General features: G+C 32.4%; 21 protein-coding genes. 3 read left to right on the top strand and 18 right to left on the bottom strand.

Annotated features, from left to right (window positions below; all coding sequences use genetic code 11):
• Window positions 1-6: 6 nt before the first annotated feature.
• From JM82_RS14300 to JM82_RS14290, 3 genes are read right to left on the bottom strand one after another with little or no spacing between them, the layout of a single operon-like run.
• Window positions 7-492 carry a DUF2271 domain-containing protein gene (locus tag JM82_RS14300; RefSeq protein ID WP_145005475.1) on the bottom strand — a complete coding sequence of 162 codons (486 nt, stop codon included), beginning with the start codon at window positions 490-492 and terminating at the stop codon, window positions 7-9.
• A gap of 6 nt (window positions 493-498) precedes the next feature.
• Window positions 499-1,962, bottom strand: a complete 1,464-nt coding sequence (locus JM82_RS14295) for an ankyrin repeat domain-containing protein (RefSeq protein WP_145005472.1) — start codon at window positions 1,960-1,962, stop codon at window positions 499-501.
• A gap of 12 nt (window positions 1,963-1,974) precedes the next feature.
• Window positions 1,975-2,883: a DUF6607 family protein gene (locus JM82_RS14290; RefSeq protein WP_145005468.1), complete on the bottom strand. Its 909-nt coding sequence runs from the start codon at window positions 2,881-2,883 to the stop codon at window positions 1,975-1,977.
• A gap of 170 nt (window positions 2,884-3,053) precedes the next feature.
• Between JM82_RS14290 and JM82_RS14285 the strand changes: the two genes are divergently transcribed.
• Window positions 3,054-5,117, top strand: a complete 2,064-nt coding sequence (locus JM82_RS14285) for a TonB-dependent receptor plug domain-containing protein (protein ID WP_315897464.1) — start codon at window positions 3,054-3,056, stop codon at window positions 5,115-5,117.
• Between the two features lie 11 nt (window positions 5,118-5,128).
• Window positions 5,129-6,232 (top strand): HmuY family protein, encoded by a 1,104-nt coding sequence (locus JM82_RS14280; RefSeq protein ID WP_145005465.1) that lies wholly within the window; start codon window positions 5,129-5,131, stop codon window positions 6,230-6,232.
• A gap of 86 nt (window positions 6,233-6,318) precedes the next feature.
• Here the strand turns inward: JM82_RS14280 and JM82_RS14275 are convergent, their stop codons facing one another.
• The 7 genes from JM82_RS14275 to JM82_RS14245 all read right to left on the bottom strand — a co-directional run bounded on the left by JM82_RS14275 (window position 6,319) and on the right by JM82_RS14245 (window position 14,818).
• Entirely contained in the window at window positions 6,319-6,921 is a 603-nt protein-coding gene (locus tag JM82_RS14275) for a TetR/AcrR family transcriptional regulator (protein ID WP_145005460.1), read from the bottom strand.
• A gap of 18 nt (window positions 6,922-6,939) precedes the next feature.
• Window positions 6,940-8,358 (bottom strand): efflux transporter outer membrane subunit, encoded by a 1,419-nt coding sequence (locus JM82_RS14270; protein WP_145005457.1) that lies wholly within the window; start codon window positions 8,356-8,358, stop codon window positions 6,940-6,942.
• A gap of 4 nt (window positions 8,359-8,362) precedes the next feature.
• Entirely contained in the window at window positions 8,363-11,500 is a 3,138-nt protein-coding gene (locus JM82_RS14265) for an efflux RND transporter permease subunit (protein WP_145005454.1), read from the bottom strand.
• 22 nt (window positions 11,501-11,522) lie between these two features.
• Window positions 11,523-12,662: an efflux RND transporter periplasmic adaptor subunit gene (locus JM82_RS14260; RefSeq protein WP_145005451.1), complete on the bottom strand. Its 1,140-nt coding sequence runs from the start codon at window positions 12,660-12,662 to the stop codon at window positions 11,523-11,525.
• Between the two features lie 4 nt (window positions 12,663-12,666).
• Window positions 12,667-13,167, bottom strand: a complete 501-nt coding sequence (locus JM82_RS14255) for a GbsR/MarR family transcriptional regulator (protein ID WP_145005446.1) — start codon at window positions 13,165-13,167, stop codon at window positions 12,667-12,669.
• A gap of 132 nt (window positions 13,168-13,299) precedes the next feature.
• Window positions 13,300-14,319 carry a phenylalanine--tRNA ligase subunit alpha gene (gene pheS, locus JM82_RS14250; RefSeq protein WP_028283961.1) on the bottom strand — a complete coding sequence of 340 codons (1,020 nt, stop codon included), beginning with the start codon at window positions 14,317-14,319 and terminating at the stop codon, window positions 13,300-13,302.
• 142 nt (window positions 14,320-14,461) lie between these two features.
• Window positions 14,462-14,818, bottom strand: coding sequence for a hypothetical protein (locus JM82_RS14245; protein ID WP_145005443.1), 357 nt, complete (start codon window positions 14,816-14,818; stop codon window positions 14,462-14,464).
• Between the two features lie 51 nt (window positions 14,819-14,869).
• On the opposite strand from JM82_RS14245, the gene JM82_RS14240 reads away from it, so the two are divergent.
• The gene (locus JM82_RS14240; protein WP_145005440.1) at window positions 14,870-15,415 is read left to right on the top strand and encodes a CvpA family protein; all 546 of its coding nucleotides are present in this window, start codon (window positions 14,870-14,872) and stop codon (window positions 15,413-15,415) included.
• A gap of 3 nt (window positions 15,416-15,418) precedes the next feature.
• Here the strand turns inward: JM82_RS14240 and JM82_RS14235 are convergent, their stop codons facing one another.
• The 8 genes from JM82_RS14235 to JM82_RS14200 all read right to left on the bottom strand — a co-directional run bounded on the left by JM82_RS14235 (window position 15,419) and on the right by JM82_RS14200 (window position 22,964).
• Window positions 15,419-16,045 (bottom strand): carbonic anhydrase, encoded by a 627-nt coding sequence (locus JM82_RS14235; protein ID WP_145006824.1) that lies wholly within the window; start codon window positions 16,043-16,045, stop codon window positions 15,419-15,421.
• 11 nt (window positions 16,046-16,056) lie between these two features.
• Entirely contained in the window at window positions 16,057-17,919 is a 1,863-nt protein-coding gene (locus JM82_RS14230; protein ID WP_145005437.1) for a SulP family inorganic anion transporter, read from the bottom strand.
• A gap of 104 nt (window positions 17,920-18,023) precedes the next feature.
• Window positions 18,024-18,692 carry a DUF2490 domain-containing protein gene (locus JM82_RS14225; protein ID WP_261375452.1) on the bottom strand — a complete coding sequence of 223 codons (669 nt, stop codon included), beginning with the start codon at window positions 18,690-18,692 and terminating at the stop codon, window positions 18,024-18,026.
• A gap of 36 nt (window positions 18,693-18,728) precedes the next feature.
• On the bottom strand, window positions 18,729-19,355 hold the full coding sequence (locus JM82_RS14220) for a carbonic anhydrase family protein (RefSeq protein ID WP_145005431.1): 627 nt from the start codon (window positions 19,353-19,355) through the stop codon (window positions 18,729-18,731).
• A 27-nt stretch (window positions 19,356-19,382) separates the two neighbouring features.
• A complete protein-coding gene (locus JM82_RS14215) occupies window positions 19,383-20,186 on the bottom strand; it encodes a universal stress protein (RefSeq protein ID WP_145005428.1) in 804 nt (267 codons plus the stop codon).
• A 10-nt stretch (window positions 20,187-20,196) separates the two neighbouring features.
• Window positions 20,197-21,774, bottom strand: a complete 1,578-nt coding sequence (locus JM82_RS14210) for a SulP family inorganic anion transporter (RefSeq protein WP_145005425.1) — start codon at window positions 21,772-21,774, stop codon at window positions 20,197-20,199.
• An 88-nt stretch (window positions 21,775-21,862) separates the two neighbouring features.
• Window positions 21,863-22,147 carry a hypothetical protein gene (locus JM82_RS14205; RefSeq protein ID WP_261375451.1) on the bottom strand — a complete coding sequence of 95 codons (285 nt, stop codon included), beginning with the start codon at window positions 22,145-22,147 and terminating at the stop codon, window positions 21,863-21,865.
• A 61-nt stretch (window positions 22,148-22,208) separates the two neighbouring features.
• On the bottom strand, window positions 22,209-22,964 hold the full coding sequence (locus JM82_RS14200) for an SH3 domain-containing protein (RefSeq protein WP_145005421.1): 756 nt from the start codon (window positions 22,962-22,964) through the stop codon (window positions 22,209-22,211).
• Between the last annotated feature and the right edge of the window lie 13 nt (window positions 22,965-22,977).

Raw genomic sequence — 22,977 nt, 5'->3', positions numbered from 1 at the left:
ATGGGTTTAATTTGGCATTAAACGTACGTAACGTATAAATCCTGAGCCTTCTGTTTTGCTTTTTACACTCTCTGAGGTTAGCAAAAATTGGACATCTTTTGTGTAATATTCTTGATCCTCTACTGCTGACTCAAAACGTATACTGTAACCTGCATCTATTTTAGAATCTTCGATTTGAATAACGCTTATAGCACGTTCTCCTCCAGAAATTGTAGCTCCTGTTAATGCATCAATATCTGCTCTAACTTTACCTTGAAATTTCCACCATTCTGTGATGTCATTATACCACTCCTCATCATCTCCTTGAACATATAATGTTTTTTCATAGTGTCCATCTGGATTAATTAACGAGATGACTACATAAGCTCCTTCGCCAACATAATTGGTCATTTGCACCATGCATTTGTACTTAGTAGATGTGTTTATTGTTGTAAAAGAAAACAAGGCTATGCTAAGTATAGCAATGCTAAAAATTAGTTTTATGTTTTTCATGATATCTTATTTTAAAAAGTCTAATGCTACTTTTTTGTTCTTTAAAATTTCGTTTTCTGATGCTAAATCAAATGCAGTTTCTTCAAAACCTGTGGTTGCTTTTTTATTTGCTCCAATAGCTATTAAATACTTTAAAAGCGTATTATCCTTAGCCTTCATTGCTGCTAAATGTAAAGGTGTATACCCTTCGTTATTTGCAGTATTTACATCGATACCAAATTGATTAATTTGTTTTAAAAATTCGACATTATTTTTATCTAAAGCTAAATGGAATAATGTGTTACCATTTTTTTGAGGCGTTGTAAACTCAAACCCTTTACTTTCTAAAAGCTGTAATTTAGTGGTGAAATCTTTTTCTTTTCTTGGGTTAAAAGATTGGATTAAATAATGGGCTAAATTATTTCCGTAAGTATCAACAAGATCTGTTTTTGCATCATTAGACAGGACTAATTTAACCACGTCTGCAGTGTTGTTTTGGATGGCTAACATTAAAGCTGTTTCTCCTTTTTTATTAGCGTAATCAATATCCTTAACCTGTTTTAAAAGCATCGATATTACTTCGATATTATTTTGACTAACTGCATTTAAAAAAGGTGTGTTTCCGCTTTTATCGATAGCGTTTACATCATTTCCTTTTTCAATAAAATAATTTAAAACCTCTAAATCATTACTTCTTGCTGCTACATTATGTAAAGGTGATACATCATCTGGAGAATTAGTATTTGGGTTTAAACCAATACTTTCTAAATAACTATAAACAGGTAACCCGTTGGTTTTACCTCTAGTCCCTTGACTGGCAAAAATAAAGGCTTGATCTGTACCTTTTAATCCTTTTTCCATTAACCCTTTTAGCAATTCTACATCACCTGTTTTAGCAACATAATTAAAAATTCCGTTACCATTACTATCTACGCTTTTTAGACTTAAGCCTTTAGACACAAAGTAGTTAGTTAATGTAATATTGGTTGGAGCTGCTAATAGTAAAGCATTAGCTCCATTATGGTCTAAATCTTTTTTTAAGTTTGCGCCATTTGCCAAACAAAGCTCATATACTTTGATGTTTGTTTGACCTGCATTAGCAGCAAAATTTAAAGGCGTAAAACCATGGTCGTCCAAAATATCTGTTTTAGCACCTTTGCTAATAAAGTATTCCATTATAGTATCATTGCCTATATAAGCAGCCCAAAAGATATACGTGCGACCATCGTGCGTTAATTTATTAACATCGTTACCATCTAATGATTGTATGTATTTAATAACATCGATTGGTGCAGATTGCAGGATGGCATAGACAACTGGGTCAAAATTATTTTCGTTTAATTCGGCTGGATTATTACCCTCTGCTATTTTAGATTTAACGTCTTGGATGGTTACTGATGGTCCCCAAAAACCTCTACCTAAAAAAACATTGTCTTGCGCATTAACTGCGATACTAATTAATAGTAGGCAAACTGTAATTACTTTTTTCATTTATACTTTATTTTACTTTATTATAAAACTTTCGATTATTGGATTTATTTGTTCTGATTTAGAGTAGTTTTCGTCATCAAACAAATATTTATATAATACTTTATTATCTACCTTAGCTTGTAAAGCTAGATCTTGATGTCTTGCAAAAACAGATTCCCATTTTGTACGGACTTTAGACCATTTTATTTGATTAGTTTTCCACCAATCTTGAGCAGCTTGACATTTACTATCCTCAACTTTTACGTACGTATTATAACCTTTTTCTTTAGCTAATATCACGTCCTCTTTTCCGTCTTCTCTTAGCACTTTTTCATTGTCTTGGTCGTGTACCCAACCAGTATCTGTTGTTTGATGTCTATTCCCTCTTAAAGTAATATTATAATCACTTCTTTTAGTGTACTCTCTTCTTGGCAAAGGTGCTGTTGTAATGTTTTCCCAAAAACTTTTCCCATCTACATGAACCCAAGTTGCAGAGCCTTCATAACGTGGACTATCATCTACCTGATATACTTTTTGTGTCCATTGATTTTTAACTTCTTTTTTAGGCTTAGACACATAGGTCCACTTATTGTCACCATTGTACATATAAAAATCTGTGTTTTCAAATAACCAATCTTGTCTCCAGTGCTTTACAATATATGGAGACTCTGGACTACCAACTTGTAACAAATGCTGAATCACAATTTTATTGTCGCTATCCTCTACTAATTGTGCCCACTCTAAACCTTTATCAACTTTAGTTTCTGATGGCTTATATAATGAATCTTGACTATAGTTAAAAGTCTCTGCAAAATTAAAGGTGACTTCATAACAACCACACATATTTTTAATAGCATCTTGGTCTTGCTTTTTTTTGTTTTGTGCATTAATTGTGGCTGTAAAGGTCAAAAATAATAGTGATAAAGTTGTTAAAGTTTTCATATTTAATGGGTTGTTTATTTATTTGAAAAAATGTTGTTCTTATTTAGACTGAATTAAAATAACGTTTATATTTGCAGCAAATTTAATCAAGAATGATTCTAAATAAAAAATATTTAACGGTTTATTTTACTTTTTTTTTAATCGGAATTACAACTGCTTAAGACAAAGAAATTACAGCTAATGACTCCACACTGGTCCAAAAGCTTGAAGAAGTAGTTATTACAGGTCAATATAATCCACAATCCATTAAAAAATCCGTACATAATGTTATTATAATTGACCGAAAAAAAATAGACCAACAAGCTGCTAATAATTTAGCAGACCTACTTAATTTTAATCTTAATCTAAACATTATTCCAAGTGCCCAAACTGGACGATCAACCATATCATTTTTTGGATTAGATGCGCAATACTTTAATATTCTTGTTGATAATATACCTTTAGTAAGCGATAATGGCGTTGGTAATAATATTGATTTAACTCAAATAAATTTAGACGATATCGAGCGCATAGAGATCGTTGAAGGTGCAATGGGAGTCGAATATGGTGCCAATGCAGTCTCTGGTGTTATTAATATAATTACTAAAAAAACGGTTAACCATGACTGGGAAATCCAAAGCTTTATACAAGAAGAAACCGTTAGTAATGAATATGCCTTATTTGATGAAGGCAGACATATACAAGGCATAAATATTGGCCATAATTTTAACGAAAAATGGTCTTCAAAAATTGGGTTTAACCGAAATCAGTTTGCAGGATTCTACAACAATAGACACGGACAAAACTACTATAACAATGATGGGTTAAGAGGGTATGACTGGTTACCAAAAACCCAATTAACTACCAAAGCAAGCTTACATTATAATTCAGATAAATTTAGATTGTTTTACAAATTCGAGTTTTTTAATGAAGATTTAAATTTCTATGATGCTGCTGTTAGAGCCAATATAAATGTGCAAACACAAACCAGTAATCCATCTGCAACAGATAAAATATTTACTACAAATCGTTTTGTAAATAACTTAAACATTAGTGGCTCACAAACGTCTGGAGCTAATTATAATGCGTCCTTATCTTATCAAACACAAAAGCGTGATTTAAATCAGTTTAACTATTTTATTATCACAAAGGACAAGACAAATCAAACTGATCAAACCTACCAATCCAGTAATGTACTTTTCTCCAAAGGAACTATTAACAACCTATCCAAAAAAGACTTTTACAATTATCAATTAGGTTATGAAGCTAAATTTATAAAAGGGTTTGACACACAAGCTTCAGGAGAAATCACGCAACAAGATCAAACGCAAAAACAGAATAACTATGCGGTATTCTCCTCTTCAGAATTTAAATTATCTAGTAAATTATCCTTACGTCCAGGATTGCGATATGAATACAATTCTAAATTTAAATCTCAAATATTAGGATCGTTTAGCACTAGGTATTTATTAAATAAAGGTTACGAACTAAGAGCAAGCATTGGATCATCTTACCGAACTCCAAATTTTGAAGAGTTGTACTACTATTTTGTAGACTCTAACCACGATGTTAGAGGTAACGAAAATCTAAGTCCAGAAGAAGGGTTTTCAGCTTTTTTAAATATTAAAAAACGAAGTTGGTTTAAAACCACATCCTTAACTAACAATTTAAAATTAAGCTACATAGCACTTAAAGACAAGATTGAACTAGCCTTAGTGAATCCTTCTCCACTTCAATACCAATACATCAATATTGATGCCTATAAACTATTTGGAATAACCACAGAAAACACTATTAAACATGAGCATTGGACTTTTAATTTAGGTGCAACTTTACAAGGCGTGTCTAGAGTAATGAATGATGAAGTTAATGCAGAAAATGACTTTTTATACGCATTGCAACTTAATACAAGTGCTAGTTATTTAATTAAAAAATGGGACACTGCTTTAACCGTCCTTTTAAAATATAACGGAAAACAACAAAACTACATTGCAGAAGGTACAGATGATAGTGGAAACAACACCTTTATAAAATATAATACTGATGCTTATAGTTGGATGGATGCCTCAGTAAAAAAATCTTTTTTTAATAACAAACTACAAGCTACAATTGGTGGTAGAAACCTATTGGATGTCACTAGCGTTGCTATTAATGGCGCAAATACAACAGGAACACACAGTACAAATAATAGTAGCCTATTACTAGGTTACGGAAGATCATATTACCTAAAACTATTATATAATTTAAATTTTTAAAAACAAATACAATGAAAAACAAACTATTTACTCTAGCACTTTGCATGACTGCATTAGTATTTACTAACTGTAGTAGCGACGACGATAATACACCAACACAACCGATAACAGTTGTTATTGATGGAGCAGCGGTAGCGCCAACAGTTGGTGGTCCAAATCAGCAAAACCAAGTATATGTAGACTTAAGTACAAATACAACCACAAGCGTACAACGTGACTCTTGGGATTTAGGATTTTATTCAGGAACAGAATTTAGAGTGGTCATAAATGGATCTATAGCAATGGCTGCAGCACAATTAACCACTACAGATATTGATGCGGTAAACTCTACAAATCAAGAAGTACTAGACTTACAACCTTTGGTTAAAACCAATACTTATAACCAAGCTAGCATGCAATATGTTGATGCGCCAAATGGTGCATTAAATGGTACTGCATTTTCGGCTATTACAGCAACAGATGCAGATAATCCAGTATACCTAGTAAACTTAGGTTATACTGTAGGTACAGAAACTCCTACCACAGGAAGTATTGACACTACGGATGACGAGAGAGGTTGGAAAAAAGTTAGAGTATTGCAAGATGGTACAAAATATATCTTACAATATGCAGATTTAGATGATACGACTCACCACGAAGTAACCATCTCTAAAAACACCTCTTATAACTATACGTTTTTTAGCTTTGATGCTACTAGTGAAATAGTAATTGAACCAGCAAAAGAAGCATGGGATTTAAACTTTACTACGTTTACAGACGAAGTATTTATAGGCACAGATAGTTATGGTCCATACTTTTATTCTGACTTTGTAGTTACAAACACTAAACAAAGTACTAAAGCGTATGTAATAGATACGGAAATACAATCTGAGTTATCCTATGATAATTTTACGCTTGCAGATGTAGACAACACACAATTTTCTGACGATCAAAGAAGTATTGGAAGTAGTTGGAGAAACAGTGGTGGACCAAGTTCATCTCCATCACTAAAAGACAATGTGTTTTATATTATTAGAGACACAGATGGAAACTTATATAAACTTAAGTTTTTAGCACTTTTTAATGAAGCTGGAGAACGTGGTTATCCTGAGTTTGTTTATAGCTTACTACAATAATTTCTTTAAAATTTAATGAATCCCTGACAAAATGCCTTAACAGATTATCGTTAAGGCTTTTTAATTTTTATAAGGCTTTTTTATGCTTAAAATTCAAGTTCTAAATATCTATTAGTGTAACTATAATTTACAATCCCTTTTAAATTATACAACACCAAATGCCTAAACAACACGTCTTTTGTATAAATTTCAAATAAATTATTTTCTTTAAAAACAAGATTGTCAATTCTAAAAAAATAGATTTTTACTATTAATTCAATATTAATTTCGGGTCTTATATCTCCTTTTAATTGTGCTTCAATAAGTAAATCTTGTATGGTTTTATGTGCTAATTCTTCAGAGAAATTATCAAATAACAAACTTGCTTTAGGGTAGTATTTTTGTAACCCAAAAATAAAAGAGGGTTTAAAGTATTTTAAATACTCAAACCCTCTACGGTAAATTAAAATAACACACAAAACAGGATCTTTACCATTGCTATTAACAATCCCATTTATATCGTTTTTATACTCGTTTAATAAACTTTCTAGACTTGATGTTACTAAGTCTTCTTTGTTTTTAAAAAAAGAATAAATTGTTTTTTTAGATATACCAAGCTCAGTTGCCAAATCGTCTAAAGTAACGTGCTTACTACCAAATCTAGTAAACTTAGTAATAGCACATTGTAGCAATTGAGCTTTGGTTATCATTTCATTTAGATTAAAATATTATCTCCATCCACCACCAAGTGCTTCGTATAAATCTACGATAGACACTAGTTGCTGCAATTGGCTGTTAATAATATTAAGTTCCGCATTTAAAGCGCTTTCTCTAGCTGTTAATAAGTCTAAGTAGTTAGCATAACCATTTTTAAGTAACTCGTTAGAATTAGCTTCGGCTGTACGTAAAGCTTCCACTTCATTTTTTCTAAACTCAAACTTTTTAGTTTCAGCTTTATAAGTATATAACGCATTAGATACTTCACTTCCTGCCACTAACAACGTTTGCTTAAATCTAAGTAATGCTTGTTCTTGTTGTGCAAAAGCAACTTCTCTTTGAGTTTTTAACTTTCGTTGATTAAAAATAGGTTGCGTAATTCCGCCTATAATATTTGCAAAAATCGAATTGGCATTAATTAAATTATCTACATCTAAGCTTTCTAAACCACCAGAAGCGGTTAATGTTAAAGAAGGATATAAGTTACTTTTGGCAACATTACTTAACTCAAAAGAATTTATTAAGCCATACTCTGCAGCCATAACATCAGGTCTGTTACTTAATAATGTTGCAGGAACACCTAATACTATATCTTGATCTATATTTTGAATGTCTAAACTACTTCTTTCAAAAGTTTGAGGTGATTTTCCTAATAAAATACTTAGCGTATTTTCAGTTTTAAAAATAGCAACTTCAATATCTACCTGTAACGCTTTGGCACTGTTATATTGTGCTATATTTTGGTCTACCGCAACTTGTGTTACTTGTCCAGCGTCCTTTAAAGCTTTAATGGTTGTTACACCACTTTCTCTAGTTAAAATAGTTTGTTTAGTCACTTCTAGTTGCGCATCTAATGCCAATAAATTATAGTACGTATTAGCAATACTAGAAATTAATTGCGTTTTTACTGCTTGATGTCCTGCGACACTTTGTAAGTAAGCAGCTTGTGTTGCACGTTTATTACTTCTAATTTTCCCCCAAATATCTGCTTCCCAAGATAAGTTAGCTGTAATATCATAAGTATCTATTCCACCACTAAATAAAGCTCCAAATTGACTGTTTTCTGACAACTCTTGATGCGTTGCATTTGCGCCAACACTTACTGATGGTAAATAACCAGCTTTACCTTGTTTTGCATAAGCTTCAGCAGCTAAAATTTGCTGCAAAGCAATACGCACATCCATATTATTTTGAAGACCTTCTTCTATATATTTTTGAAGGTATTGGTCTGTAAATAAATTTTTCCAGGATACATCTGCAATAGATACGCTATCTGTTGGTAAATTATCAGTTCTGTAAAGTGCTTGCGTTTCAGCATCTAAGTCTGGTCTCACATAATCTTGAGCTACAAAACAACTTTGTAGTGTTAATGCAACAACTAGTATTAATGCGCCTTTACTAAAGTTTCTATGTTTTAATATTGATTTCATTGTTTTAGTCTTCAATAGTTTGTACTGCTGGTTTACCCGAAACTTTTTCTTGTAACCATTGGAATAATATAAATAAGATTGGAATAACAAATACTCCTAGAATAGTACCAATTAACATTCCTCCTGCTGCTCCAGATCCAATCGAGTTGTTTCCTTCAGATCCAACACCTGTTGCTAATGCTAATGGCATCAATCCTAAAATAAAAGCAAACGAAGTCATTAAAATTGGACGTAAACGTGATTTGGCTCCATGGATTGCTGCATCTACAATACTCTCGCCATTTTTTCGTCTGGCCAAAGCAAACTCGACAATAAGTATGGCATTTTTGGCCAATAGACCAATAAGCATGATTAAAGCAATTTGGAAATATATGTTATTTTCTAATCCTAAAAACTTAGTTGTAATATAAGCTCCAAAAACACCAAATGGTAATGAAAATATGACCGCAAATGGTAATAAGTAACTTTCATATTGTGCACTTAATAAAAAGTATACAAATAAGATACTTAGTATAAATATAAACGTTGTTTGGTTTCCTGCATTAACCTCTTCACGTGTTAATCCAGAATATGCCACTGTATAATTACTAGGTAATTTTGCAACTTCTTCTTCAATAACTCTAATAGCATCACCTGTACTAAAACCTTCGTTTGTAGCACCAGAAATCATGGTAGAATTAAATAAGTTGAAACGCGTTACCGATTGTGGTCCATACACACGCTCTAAGGTTACAAACTGTGTAATTGGCGTCATCTCGCCAGAATCTGTACGTACATACATGCTATTTAAAGCGTTTTCATCTGCTCTGTCTTCTGGTAAAGCCTGAATGTATACTCTAAATTGTTTTCCGAATCTTGAGAAATCTGAAGCATAAATTCCACCAATATACCCTTGTAAAGTTGAAAAGATACTACTTACAGACACACCCTTTTCTTTAGCTAATGGTACATTAACTTCCATTTCATATTGTGGATAACTTGTACTAAAAGATGATGTTGCATATTTGATTTCTGGATGACTCATTAAAGCCATAGAAAAATCTTTATTGGCTTTATCTAAATCTGTAAACTCACCACCAAACTTATCTAATAAGTTAATTTCAAAACCAGCTGAGTTACCAAAACCACGTATACTTGGAGGAGAGAAAAATATGATATTGGCATCAGGTATTCCTGCTGCTACACCAAATAATTTTCCTGTTATCGCTTCCGCGGAAAGTGATGCATCTTCACGTTCATCCCAGTTTTTAAGTTTTATAATACCAAAACCAAAGTTACTACCTGCACCACTTATTAAACTTCTACCTTTAATAAAGTTTACAGCTTCAATACCATCAATGTTTTCAATTTGAGCGTAAAGTTTTCTTGCTACAGCATCTGTTCTATCTAAAGATGCTCCTGGTGGTAATTCTATATTAGCAAAAACAATTCCTCTATCTTCGTTTGGTACAAAACCTGTTGGAGTTGTAGTTGAAGCCCAATAAATACCGACAACTGCAATGATTAATAGTAATACTGAAATAAATTTCTTTTTGTATAAAAACTGCAGCGATTTTCCATACTTATCAATGGTTGCATTAAATCCACGATTAAATAACGTATAAAAACGCTTTAATGGACCTTTTCCTTTTAACTCTTCGTCCTCTTTATGTTCTTTTAATAATAAAGCACATAATGCTGGACTTAAGGTTAAGGCATTTACTGCCGAAATTAAAATGGCAATAATTAAAGTTACACCAAATTGCTCATAAAACACTCCTGTTGGTCCAGTTACAAAGGTTACAGGAATAAATACTGCTGCCATAACTAATGTAATAGAAATAATGGCACCAGAAATTTCACTCATAGCAGTAATGGTTGCTTTTTTCGGGTTGTGCTCGCCTTCATCCATTTTAGCATGGACAGCTTCTACAACAACTATGGCATCATCTACTACAATACCAATAGCAAGTACTAAGGCAAATAGCGTTAATAAGTTAATAGAATACCCAAATACATTCAAGAAAAAGAAGGTACCAATAATAGATACTGGTACTGCAATTGCAGGAATTAATGTAGAACGGAAATCTTGTAAGAATATAAATACTACCAAGAATACCAGTAAAAAGGCTTCTAACAAAGTAGTAATTACTTTATCTATAGAGGCATTTAAAAATAAACTAGTATCGTAAGGAACAAATACATCTAAACCTTCTGGAAGGTCTGCTTTTACTTGCTCTAAGGTTACTTTTATGTTTTCAATAATTTCTTGTGCATTAGATCCTTTAGTTTGGAAAATCCCCATAAAAACAGCAGGATTACCTTTACTCATGGCGTTTGATCCGTAAGATTGTGCATCCAACTCTATAGTTGCCACATCTTTTAAACGTAAAAACTCTCCGTTTCCTAAGGCTTTTATAACAATATCACTGTATTGTGCTTCGTCTTTAAAACGACCACTATAAGTTAAAGTGTATGAAAATGATTCACCATTATTTTCTCCTAACGAACCAGCTGCTGCTTCTAAGTTTTGTTCAGCTAAAGCTGCAGAAATATCTGAAGGTATTAAATTATAAGACGCTAATTTTTCTGGGTTTAACCAAATACGCATCGCGTAATCTTTTTGCGAGAATACACTAACATCTCCAACACCGCTAATACGTTGCATTGCTGGAATAACGTTTATTTTTAAGTAATTCTGAATAAAAGTAGCATCGTAATCCTCACTCTCAGAATACATTGAGATAAACATTAATACACTTGTTTCTTGCTTTTGAGTGGTAATACCTGTTTGTATTACCTCTTGTGGTAATAAAGGTGTTGCTCTAGACACACGGTTTTGTACGTTTACAGCTGCAATATCTGCATCAATTTCTTGATCAAAATACACGGTAATTTCGGCTGCACCTGTGTTAGATGCTGTAGATGTAATGTATGTCATCCCTTCTACACCATTAATTTGCTCTTCGATAGGTATTATAACACTCTCTAAAACGGTTTCGGCATTTGCTCCTGTATAATTTGCAACTACTTTAATGGTTGGAGGTGCAATATCTGGATATTCCTCTATAGGTAAGCTAGTTATACTAATAACTCCTAGTAAAACTATGATAATAGAGATTACTGTTGAAAGCACTGGTCTTTCAATGAATGTTTTTAACATGATAAATATGTTTGGTGGTTATCTAATTTCTAAATAAAGTTGGAACTGGTTTAATTGCTTCGTCAAAAGACGTGTCCTGAGGTGCAATTGCCATACCGTTTCTTAACTTTCCTACTCCTGAAATAATAATCTTATCGTTAGCCTCTAAACCAGAATCTACCACATATAAATTATCTACTGTCCCTTTAACTTTTAAAATAGAAGTTTCTACTTTATTGTCTGCTCCTAATTTGAAAATCATAATATTACCTTGCTGCTCAAAAGTTGCAGTTTGTGGCACAACGATAGCGTCTTTATACTCTATTGGAAATTTAATTTTTCCGCTGTTTCCGTTAGTTAAAATTTCGTTTGGATTATCAAAAGCAGCTCTAATTTGTATTGTACCTGTACTTTGGTTAATCTGTCCTGTACTGGTTTGAATACGTCCTTTTTCAGAATATTCTTTTCCGTTAGCTAAAACTAAAGTTAAGTCTGGCGAATTCTTGATGCGCTCTGCTTTATTTTGACCTTCAGAGCGTTGTAAATGATCTATATATTGCGCTTCGTTAAAACTAAAAAAAGCATAAACTTCGTCTATTTGACTAACAGTTGTTAGTGGTGTTGCATCATTTGGGCTAATTAAAGCACCTTCTCTAAAATTAATGGCACCAACAAAACCGTCTATTGGACTTTTAATTGTGGCATAACCAATATTTGCTGTTACACCACTATAATTAGCTTTAGCTTGAGCTAAATTTGCTTTAGCAGTTTCTAATTGTACTGGACTAATAATATTTTTTTCTACTAAAGGAACTAGTTTATCAACCTCAACTTGTGCCACATTTACTCGTGCTTTAGCTGCACCTGCATCTTGGCTTAACGACTGTGTTTCTAGTTTAAATAAGGTTTGACCTTTACGTACTTTTTGTCCTTCGTCTACATATACTTTTTCTATATATCCAGAGGTTTTTGCTCTTACATCACTATTAACTTTACCTTCAATAGTTGTAGGATACTCAATAAAACCTGTTACGGTTTTTGTTTGTAATTGTGTTACAGGAAAAGGTAAAACCTGTTGCTGTTGTGCTGAAGCTGCTTGCGCTTTCTCATTATTACCACAGCTAATCACAACTAGAAAAATACTAGCTATTGATAATATTGAAATTATTTTATTTATTTTCATTATTTTAAAGGTTGAATTTATTTTTAATTAGGTTGTCTTTTAGTTCTTTCATTGATGCAGAAGCACTTGAAATAAATTTGAGATAATTGTTATGAAATGTTAAATCGAATTTCTCATCGTCGTCTGTAACATGTTCGTTTATGGCTTCTTTATAAGCTTTCATTTCAAGATGTAGTACCTCTACTATTTCCCATTCGTGAATCATATTATCAATATGATTTAATACCGAATTTTTATTAATGACAAAATACTTTTTACGGTCGCCCGTTTTGGTAAAGTATTCTATTTTTTTTAAGTCTTGTAAGTGGTTTAAATGTGTAGAAATGGTGCTTTTACTTGCGCATAATACCTCTACCATTTCATCAAAAGTTGCTCCTTGTTTTCCTGTTAAATTCACGTAAGCCATTATACGTGCTGCAACAGGTGCTAAACTATCTTTACTTTCTAAATGAACGCCTAGTCTTTCTACAAGCTCCATTTTTTTGTTACAGATTTCTTTAGTCATATCTAAACTTTAAAATTTATAATACAAATATATTATTGGTTCGTAACAAACCGAACTAATCGAAGTTAAATTGTTGTTAAATAAAAAAAAGCTGACTATAAACAGTCGGCTTTTAAACATTTTTAGTAATTATTATAAGGCAGATTTGAACTGCTCTAAGAATCTAACGTCGTTTTCACTTAACAAACGAATATCACCTATCTGATGTAATAACATTGCTATACGATCAATACCTACACCAAATGCAAATCCTGAATACTCTTCTGCATTTATACCGCAATTAGTAAGGACATTTGGATCTACCATACCACAACCTCCAATTTCTAACCAACCGGTTCCTTTGGTGATTTTATAATCTGTTTCTGTTTCAAGTCCCCAATACACATCAATTTCTGCGCTAGGCTCAGTAAATGGAAAGTATGATGGACGTAATCTAATTTTAGATTTACCAAAAAGCTCTGTAGTAAAGTATTGTAAGGTTTGCTTTAAATCTGCAAAACTAACGTCTTTATCTATATATAATCCTTCTACTTGATGGAAAAAACAGTGTGAACGTGCAGATATTGCTTCGTTACGATATACACGTCCAGGAGATATTGTACGTATTGGTGGTTTATTGTTTTCCATATATCGTACTTGTACAGAACTTGTGTGCGTACGTAATAGGATATCTGGATTGGTTTGCACAAAAAACGTGTCTTGCATGTCTCTTGCTGGATGGTATTCTGGCAAGTTAAGTGCTGTAAAGTTGTGCCAATCGTCTTCTATTTCTGGACCTTCGCTTACATTAAATCCAATGTTTGAAAAGATATCTATAATTTGATTTTTAACTATAGATATTGGGTGACGCGATCCAATGGTTATTGGTTCTCCTGGTCTTGATAAATCTCCACTTATACCTGCGTCTTGTGTATTGTTGTCTAGCTCTTCCTTTAAAGCATTAACTTTATTTTGAGCTGTAGTTTTAAGGGTGTTAATTACTTGACCAAATTCTTTTTTCTGGTCGTTTGCCACGTTTTTAAATTCGGCAAAATAGTCATTAAGTAATCCTTTTTTTCCTAAATACTTTATACGAAACGCTTCAACCTCTTCTTTGGTTTGTGCCTTAAAGGCTTCTGCTTCTGCTATAAGTTCTTTTATCTTGTCTATCATGATCTTCTAAATGATTGGCAAATTTATGAATTTTATCGTGATTTGCGTTAGCGATGGAGGCATTTGTTGAAGCTCTTTAATTTGCATTAAAGCAAATTAAAAGCGACTGCCGAGAGCGCGACCCTTGGGTAACGCCCAAAATTTATTTAATATAATCGGTCTCTATAAAGTAGTTTACTATGGCTTCTTTCATTAAGATGCTTTGTTCTCCTGCTTTTAAATTTGGTAATTCTTCTTTTGCTATGTAGTGTGGCCAACCGTCTTCGTCTACAAAATCAAATTCATAATACCCATAAGGTGTTAGCAGTTTACAGATTGCAATATGCATAAGGTCTAACTTATGATCTTTTTTAAATTTACGGTCTAATTGTCCTAACTCTTGTACGCCTATTAAATAAATTATTGCATCTAAATCTAGTTTGTCTCCATCTGCAAACTGGTTAGATAATTTGGTTACAACCTCTTGCCATCTTTCTTTTAACTGTTCGTCTCTTGCCATATTAATTTTAAAGTCGCAAAGTTAATTTATATTTGTCTAAAATCTAACTTTATGGCTGTAATTGATATTGTTTTAGGTGCTTTACTATTATTTGGTTTGGTACGTGGTTTGTTTAAGGGTCTTTTTGTAGAACTTGCATCCATTGTTGCTTTAATTGCTGGTGTTTATGGTGCTATTCATTTTAGCTATTTTGTTGCCGAATTTTTAATGGATAAAACGTCTTGGAATGAAAAAACAATTAATACTACTGCGTTTGCTATTACGTTTGTGATTATAATTTTAGTCATTAGCTTAGCTGGTAAAGCGTTAACTAAGTTAGCTGATTTTGCCTCTTTAGGGATTTTAAACAAACTTTTAGGTGCTGCTTTTGGTGCGCTTAAAATTGGTTTAATTTTGAGTGTTTTATTGATTGTTTTTGATAAAATGAATAATACTATCCCTTTTGTGCAGGAGGAGGATATTGAAGATTCTATTTTATATGCTCCTGTAAAATCATTAGCTCCAATGATTTTTCCTAGTATTATTAAGTCTGATGATACTTTATTGGAAGAACCTATAATTGATCCTGAGGAACCGACTACTGAATCTGAAGTTTAAGGTTTAATCTAAGTGATAAATTTCCATTATGTCTTCTAGGTAATGATCAAAATCTATTTTTAGGTCAATTAGCTTACCTGTATGCACATCAAACACCCAACCATGTACTTTTAGGTCTCGATCTCTGTATGCTTTTTGTACTGCAGCTGTTTTTAATAGATTAACACATTGTTCTTTTACGTTTAGCTCTACTAGACGGTCGTATTTTTTTTCGTCGTCTTGGATTGCGTTTAACTCGTCTTTATGTATACGATATACATCACGTATGTTACGCAACCAGGAGTTTAATACGCCCAAATCTGCAGATTGCATCGCTGCTTTTACGCCTCCACATGCATAGTGACCACAAACTACAACGTGGTTAACTTTTAAGTGCACCACTGCATACTCTACAACTGACATGGCACTTAGGTCGTTACCTGATACCATATTTGCAATATTACGATGTACAAAAGCTTCTCCTGGACCTAAACCCATTAAATCCTCGGCAGTTACACGACTATCACTACAACCTATATATAGTAATTCTGGACTTTGTCCTTTACCTAAATTCTCGAAATAGTCTTTATCTGTGGCTAATTTATCTTGTACAAACTTTTGATTATTCTCAAATACTTTTTTGATATCCATCATCGACTACCTTAAAATTTATCCTCTACATTGGTTTTAATCCAATGTAAACATGAATTAAAGTCTTTAAAAATATGTTGTGTTGGTATTAATTCTGGAATAATACCAATACGTTCCATCATGTATCGTGGTTGTTTTAATAGATTAACAAACAACACATTTATGTTTTGTTTTTTTAAATCTACCAAAACGTCTTCCATCGCATATAATCCAGATTGATCCATATACTGCATACGACCCAATCTAATTACTACTGTTTTTGCTGTACTTGGAATTTGTTTTGCTAATTGCTGAAAGTCTGAAGTTGAACCAAAAAATAATGGTCCTTTGATGTGTTTTATAAATACTTCCTCTTTTAAGGCTACAGGGAAATTTGACTCGTCCGACCAAGCTTCTTCCTTTAACGGTTTAACGTCTGAACGTTGCGCTGTAAGGTCTCCAATTTTTTTCATGAATAATAAGGATGCGATAACCAAACCAATACCCACTGCATAAATTAAATCCCATACGCTAGACAGTACTAATACAACAAGCATTATCAATACTTCAGAGCTGACTTTTAATGGTCCAATCTTCATGTCCTTTGGTAATGCAGGAATTGCTTTTAGACCTTTATAATCCATAACACCAATACCTACTGTAATTAAAATACCTGCTAATACTGCTGCTGGAATTTTTGACGCAACTGGTCCTAATGCTAATAAGATAAATAGTAACATTACACCTGCGATCATACCAGATAGTCTAGTACGTCCACCTGCATTAATGTTTACTACAGTTCTAATGGTTGCACCAGCTCCTGGAATACCACCAAAAATTGACGCGATACTGTTACCTATACCTTGTCCTATTAATTCTTTATTAGGGTTGTGCTTAGTCTTGGTCATATTATCTGCTACAACACTTGTTAACAATGAGTCAATTGCACCTAATAATGCTAATGTTATTGCTGTAAAGATATAAGGCGAAATACTAGCGAAACTAAAACCTGTTATTATTTCAAAATTAGGTATTGGTAATCCTGATGGTATTTCTTCAATGGGACGATAGCCTAAACCAAAACCATAGGCTACACCAGAAACCACAACTAATGCCACTAAAGCACTTGGTATTTTGGTTGTTATACGCTTAAAACCATATACTATAAATATGGTAGCTAACGCTAAGGCAAGCTCTAACCAATTTATATTTTGAATGGCTCTTGGTAACACTTTTAGTGTCCCTAAAACGCCTGATGCCTCAGTTTTTGCCAGTGTTTTAGACTCTTTAGCAATATCTTCCGGTTGTAACTCTCCAGCTCTTTTAATAGTTTCTTTAAAATCTTCTAAGACTAAAATCCCTTCTCCTGCTTCTTCTCTAAGAATGTTTTCTAAAATTAACTCTTCAGCTTGTGGCTTAAATTTGTTGACGTATTCTGTATCCTCTTTTGGATAATAACCAATGGATGGCAGGATTTGTGTCACTAATATTATAACACCAATTGCAGTCATAAAACCAGATACAACTGGATATGGTATATATTTAATGTATTTACCAAAACCTAAAACACCTAATCCAACTTGTACTAAACCTGCTAATAAAAATACGGTTAAGATATATGGCAATGCCTTAGTAACGTCACCATCATGCGTTGCAATTATACTAGCAATTACAACCATACTTACTGCTGTCATTGGCGCAGTAGGACCAGAAATTTGAGTTGGTGTGCCACCAAAAAAGGCTGCAAAAAAACTAATAAATATAGCTCCATATAAACCTGCACTAGGTCCTAAACCAGAGGAAACACCAAAAGCTAATGCTAATGGTAAAGCCACAATACCTGCTGTGATACCTCCAAATGCATCTCCTTTGAAATTGGCGAAAAATTTCTTCATAGTTTAATAGTTGGGTTTATACTAAATTAACATTTTTTTTGAAGAATAAAAGTTTAGCCTGCTCTATCAGTCTTAATTAACAGTAAATTATGAGTTTGTGAGTTTTAAAAATTAACAAACGCCATAATATTGATTTGATCTCTGCTTGAGGTTTCAAAAAACTGATTCATGTATCCTAATTCTAACCTTAGTTGTTTAGAAAATTGGTACCCTAATCCTCCATATAAACGGTTTCTGTCAAAGATTTCACTTTTAGTATTTAAAAAAATCTCATTATAAGCTGAAAGATACAATGGATTATTACCATCAGCCTTATTTTGTAACGGAATCTTTAAGCCTAAAAAGTATCTAAATCGCATTTTAAAATCATCTTCAACAAAACGTTGTTCAAAGCGATAACGATGACTTAAATCAAGCACACCCACATTTTGCTTTGTTGTAAACTGCTGAAAAATTCGATGTTCGTTTACTGATACTTTTTGATCTGTATCTCCAACATAGTTTTCTGATAATATATAACCATAACCTAATAGTAAATTGTTGTTATTCTCGGTAAGATTATACCCTAAACCTGTCCTTAACAATAATTGCTCTAAATCTCCTACAGCATCGTAATTACGGTATTGCACTTCGTTATGAATATTCCATCCATTTTTAAGCTCTTTACTTCCAATATAGATTAGCCAATTACCTAAATTACTATCTTGGCTTAGTCCATAAAAAGGCAACACTAACATAAATGTTAGTGTTGCTATTATTTTATTCCTTTTCATTTTCATTTTCAAAACCCTCATAAAAATTATCTTTTTCTAGTAAAAATCTACTGCTCCTGTATTAATATCATACATAGCACCAACGATTTTTATTTCGCCATTTTTTTCCATTTCTGTTAAAATTGGGCTTTCTGCGTGTATTCTATCTATTGTTAAATGCACGTTTTTCTTTGATACCTCATCTACAAACTCTAAGTTTTTAGAGGTACGTAAACTTTCGTCTTTAGGTTCTGTTACTGCATTTACAGCTGGTGTAATTTTTTGGATTAACTTTGTTAAGTTACCCATCTCTGCATGATCACAAGCACCCTTAACTGCTCCGCAACTAGTGTGACCTAATACGACGATAACTTTTGTACCAGCTAACTTACATGCAAACTCCATACTCCCTAAGATGTCTTCGTTTACAAAATTACCTGCGATACGTACACTAAAAATATCTCCAAGACCTTGATCAAAAACTAACTCGGCAGAAACACGAGAATCTATACAACTTAATATTGTTGCAAAAGGAAATTGTCCTTCACTAGTATCGTTAACCTGCTCTAAAAGGTTACGATTTGCTTTAAGGTTGTTTTGAAATCTCTCATTTCCTTCTACTAAAAACTGTATTGCTTTATCAGGTGTTAATGTTGCCTGAGTTTCTTTTGTATGTGCTTTCATTTTTGTGTATTTTAATATTATTAATGACTACTTATGTAGCATTTTTGATTGTTGTCCTGTTAGTAATAATGAAACATTTAGTTTACTTATTACACTTTTAATGTTAGTGTTAGACTTTTGCTGCTGCGCATTATCAAAACACATTAGGTTAATTTTGCTTTTTAAAGCATATTTTGAAACATTATCTACTGCACCATCTCCTTTTTCAAATACATACTCTACCGTTTTATTATTAGCTGTTGTATTTGATTGTTCTAACTTAGACACTATTTTAAATGCTTTAATAGGCTGATTAGTTTTACTAATCAATCTTTCAATAAAATTAGTGTCTGATGCTTGATCGTTTGTATTTAAAACACCCAACATTGCTTCTTGATTTGGTTGCAACGATTGGTTTGGTGCTGCAATCATAATTGATCCTTTGTGTGTTTTTAAAACATAATCTGTAATATTATCTCCCATAAAGTTAATGGTTTTAGATTTTCTTTTACCTAAAACAATAATATCAGGTTGATAGTTTTTGATATATGCTTCAATTTCGAATTTTATATTACCAATAGCAACATCATATCCAATATTTAATTGATATTCCTGACAAACAGGTTTAATCAGGTTTTCAATTATTTTATTAGTTGAAATATGCTCCTCATTAATGGAACGCATAGCAGATAATTGGCTTTCTCTTTCTACAATGTCAGTCGGTTTTTTAACATGAAATAAAGTGATGTCTCCATCTAACATTCTTGCTAAACTTACCGTACTTATCAGTTCTGATGTTGCCGACTTATTTAAATCTGAAAGCAACAATATTTTATATTTATTGTTTTTCATGATTTAAAATTTATGCTGATTTTGGTCTTAGTTTAAAAAACTCGATAAAACTATCTGGATTTTCAACTATACCACGTTCTGATATTAACTGAATATCAATATTTCTTTCTTTAGCTTTAAATGCAAAATCTTCTAATATTTCGATAATATCGTTATCTAAATATCTAGTTTTTCTAACGTCAAGCTCTAAATACGTGTCTTTTGGTAAGCTATCTAATTCTTTTAAAATAGCTCCTTTATTGAAAAAAGTAACTTCTTCAGCAAACGTCATTTTAATTTTATGCTTTCCGTTACTATTATCTTCGATGTGTAGAAAGTGTGAGTTTTGGTAGCTTTTAATTAATATTACTACAATTCCAACTAACAACCCTAAACCAATTCCCCATAATAAATCAATAAAGACAATACCTGCAACTGTTACTACAAATGGTACAAATTGCTTCCAACCCATGTCATACATTTTTTTGAATAAACCTGGTTTTGCTAGCTTATATCCTACAATTAATAAGATTGCTGCTAAAACAGATAAAGGAATCATGTTTAACAATTTAGGAATTAATACTACTGAAATTAATAATAAAAAACCATGAATAATAGCAGACATTTTACTACGACCTCCTGATTGGATGTTTGCAGAACTACGTACGATTACTTGTGTAATTGGCAGACCACCAATTAAACCTGAAATGATGTTTCCTGTTCCTTGAGCTAACAACTCTCTGTTAGTTGGCGTTACGTTTTTTTCTGGATCAATTTTATCTGTTGCCTCAACGCATAGTAACGTTTCTAAACTTGCTACCAATGCAATTGTAAAAGCAACTATCCAAACCTGAGGATTTGTTATTGCTGTAAAATTAGGAAAACTAAACTGTCCTATAAACGAGTCTAAATCTTCTGGAATTGGAACACTAACTAAATGTGTGTTTGCTATACCTAAACTAGAGCCTTGTGTTACAACAAAAAATACAATACCTAATACCACTGCTACTAAAGGTCCTTGAACAATTTGAAACACTTTACCTTTTTTAGACAATACTTTATCCCATAATAATAAAATTGCTAAACCTATTAAACCAATAGTCATTGATCCCATAGTAATGTTATCTGTAATATTTAATATTGCAGAAAAGGTGTTTTCTCCTGAAGTTTCAATAAAACTATCAGCACCTTCAGGCTCTGCGTCGTAGCCAAAAAAGTGAGGGATTTGTTTTAAAATGATAATGATTCCAATACCTGTTAACATCCCTTTAATTACTGATGACGGAAAGTAATATCCAATAATACCAGCTTTTAAAATACCAAATACTATTTGAATAATTCCTCCTAATACAACTGCTACTAAAAAGTTTTCATAACCTCCTAATGAACCAATTGCTGTTAATACTATTGCTGCTAATCCTGCTGCAGGACCACTTACTCCAATTTTAGAACCACTTAAAGCTCCTACTACAACTCCACCAATTATTCCGGCAATTAGACCAGAAAAAAGTGGCGCACCACTTGCTAAAGCAATACCTAAACATAAAGGTAATGCTACAAAAAACACGACTATACTCGCTGGTAAGTCATTTTTTAATGTTTTAAACATATATAAATTCATTTGTACCAATAACAGTTGTTATTGGTAATATTTTAATAATTATTTTAAATGGACTAATAGTCCGACTAATTTATTATTAAATGAATTCGGGAGGTGGGGAAATTAAATTAAGGTGTGGTTTAGGATAGGTTTTGAAGTGGTAACCTAAATACTTATTAATACTAGAGGCTTCATAAAAGGCATCTTCTGTGTCTTCTAATACAAAAGTCAAGTTTACATTTTTGTGCTCTTCCTCTTCTTCTGACAAACTATAAAACACAGATACATCCACAGTATCATCCATAACAATAATTATAGATGGAGCTGTTATAAGCGCCAAAAATAAAATTGTAAAGAAGATGGAAACTATCTTTTTATGCATATTTGTCTAAATAAGAAAGGCAAATATATAACTAAAGTACGATTTTAGTGTTAAGGAATAATTAAAAATTATTTAACAGCTTTATGTCGTTGGATAATATCCAACCTGTTTTACCGTCTGCTATTTTAATTTTTTTCCAATCATTAATAGTGTCTAATACTTGTACTTTAGTACCTTCATGTAATACAAAAGCGTCAGTCCCTACGCTATTTGGCTCAGTTTTAACTTCGCTTTTTTGAGCAAATACTATTGCTGGATTATCTTTTTTGTCTAGTGTCTGTTTTTGAAACGCTAAACCTAAACTTATTAAAGATAAAAATAAAAATACGACACTAGAGCTAAAAGCTGCTCTTTTACGAGTCGTACTATCTGTAAAATAGTATACCAAAAATAACACTACAAATGCTAAAATAAAGCCTATAGCTATTTTAGCCCAATCATCAAAAGCAAAGGCATTGGTTAACTTATTAAAAAATCTAGACATACCTAATTGCGGAACCTCTTGTATGGCATCCACAGTCATATTTTTAGCATATGCGATGTTATTAAGTATCTCAGTGTCGTTGGGTTTTAACTGCAAAGCTTTTTCATAATAATAAATGCTAGGTGCTATATTATTTAACTTATAATGTGCATTAGCTAGATTGTAATACAACTCTGCAGAGTGCTGTTTGGTGTCTAATATTGCTTGGTACTTTGTAATAGCATCTTCAAATTTACCTTCTGTATATAACGCATTGGCTTGCTCAAAAACGGATTGGTTTTGAGCCACCAAGTTTCCTATGAAAAAAAATAATATGTAAAGTAAATGTTTCATGTAATCCGCTTTC

It is taken from the genome of Olleya sp. Hel_I_94 (genome assembly GCF_007827365.1).
Taxonomy (GTDB): domain Bacteria; phylum Bacteroidota; class Bacteroidia; order Flavobacteriales; family Flavobacteriaceae; genus Olleya.
Note: the sequence above shows the minus strand (reverse complement) of the source record. Positions and strands in the feature narration are given on the sequence as shown.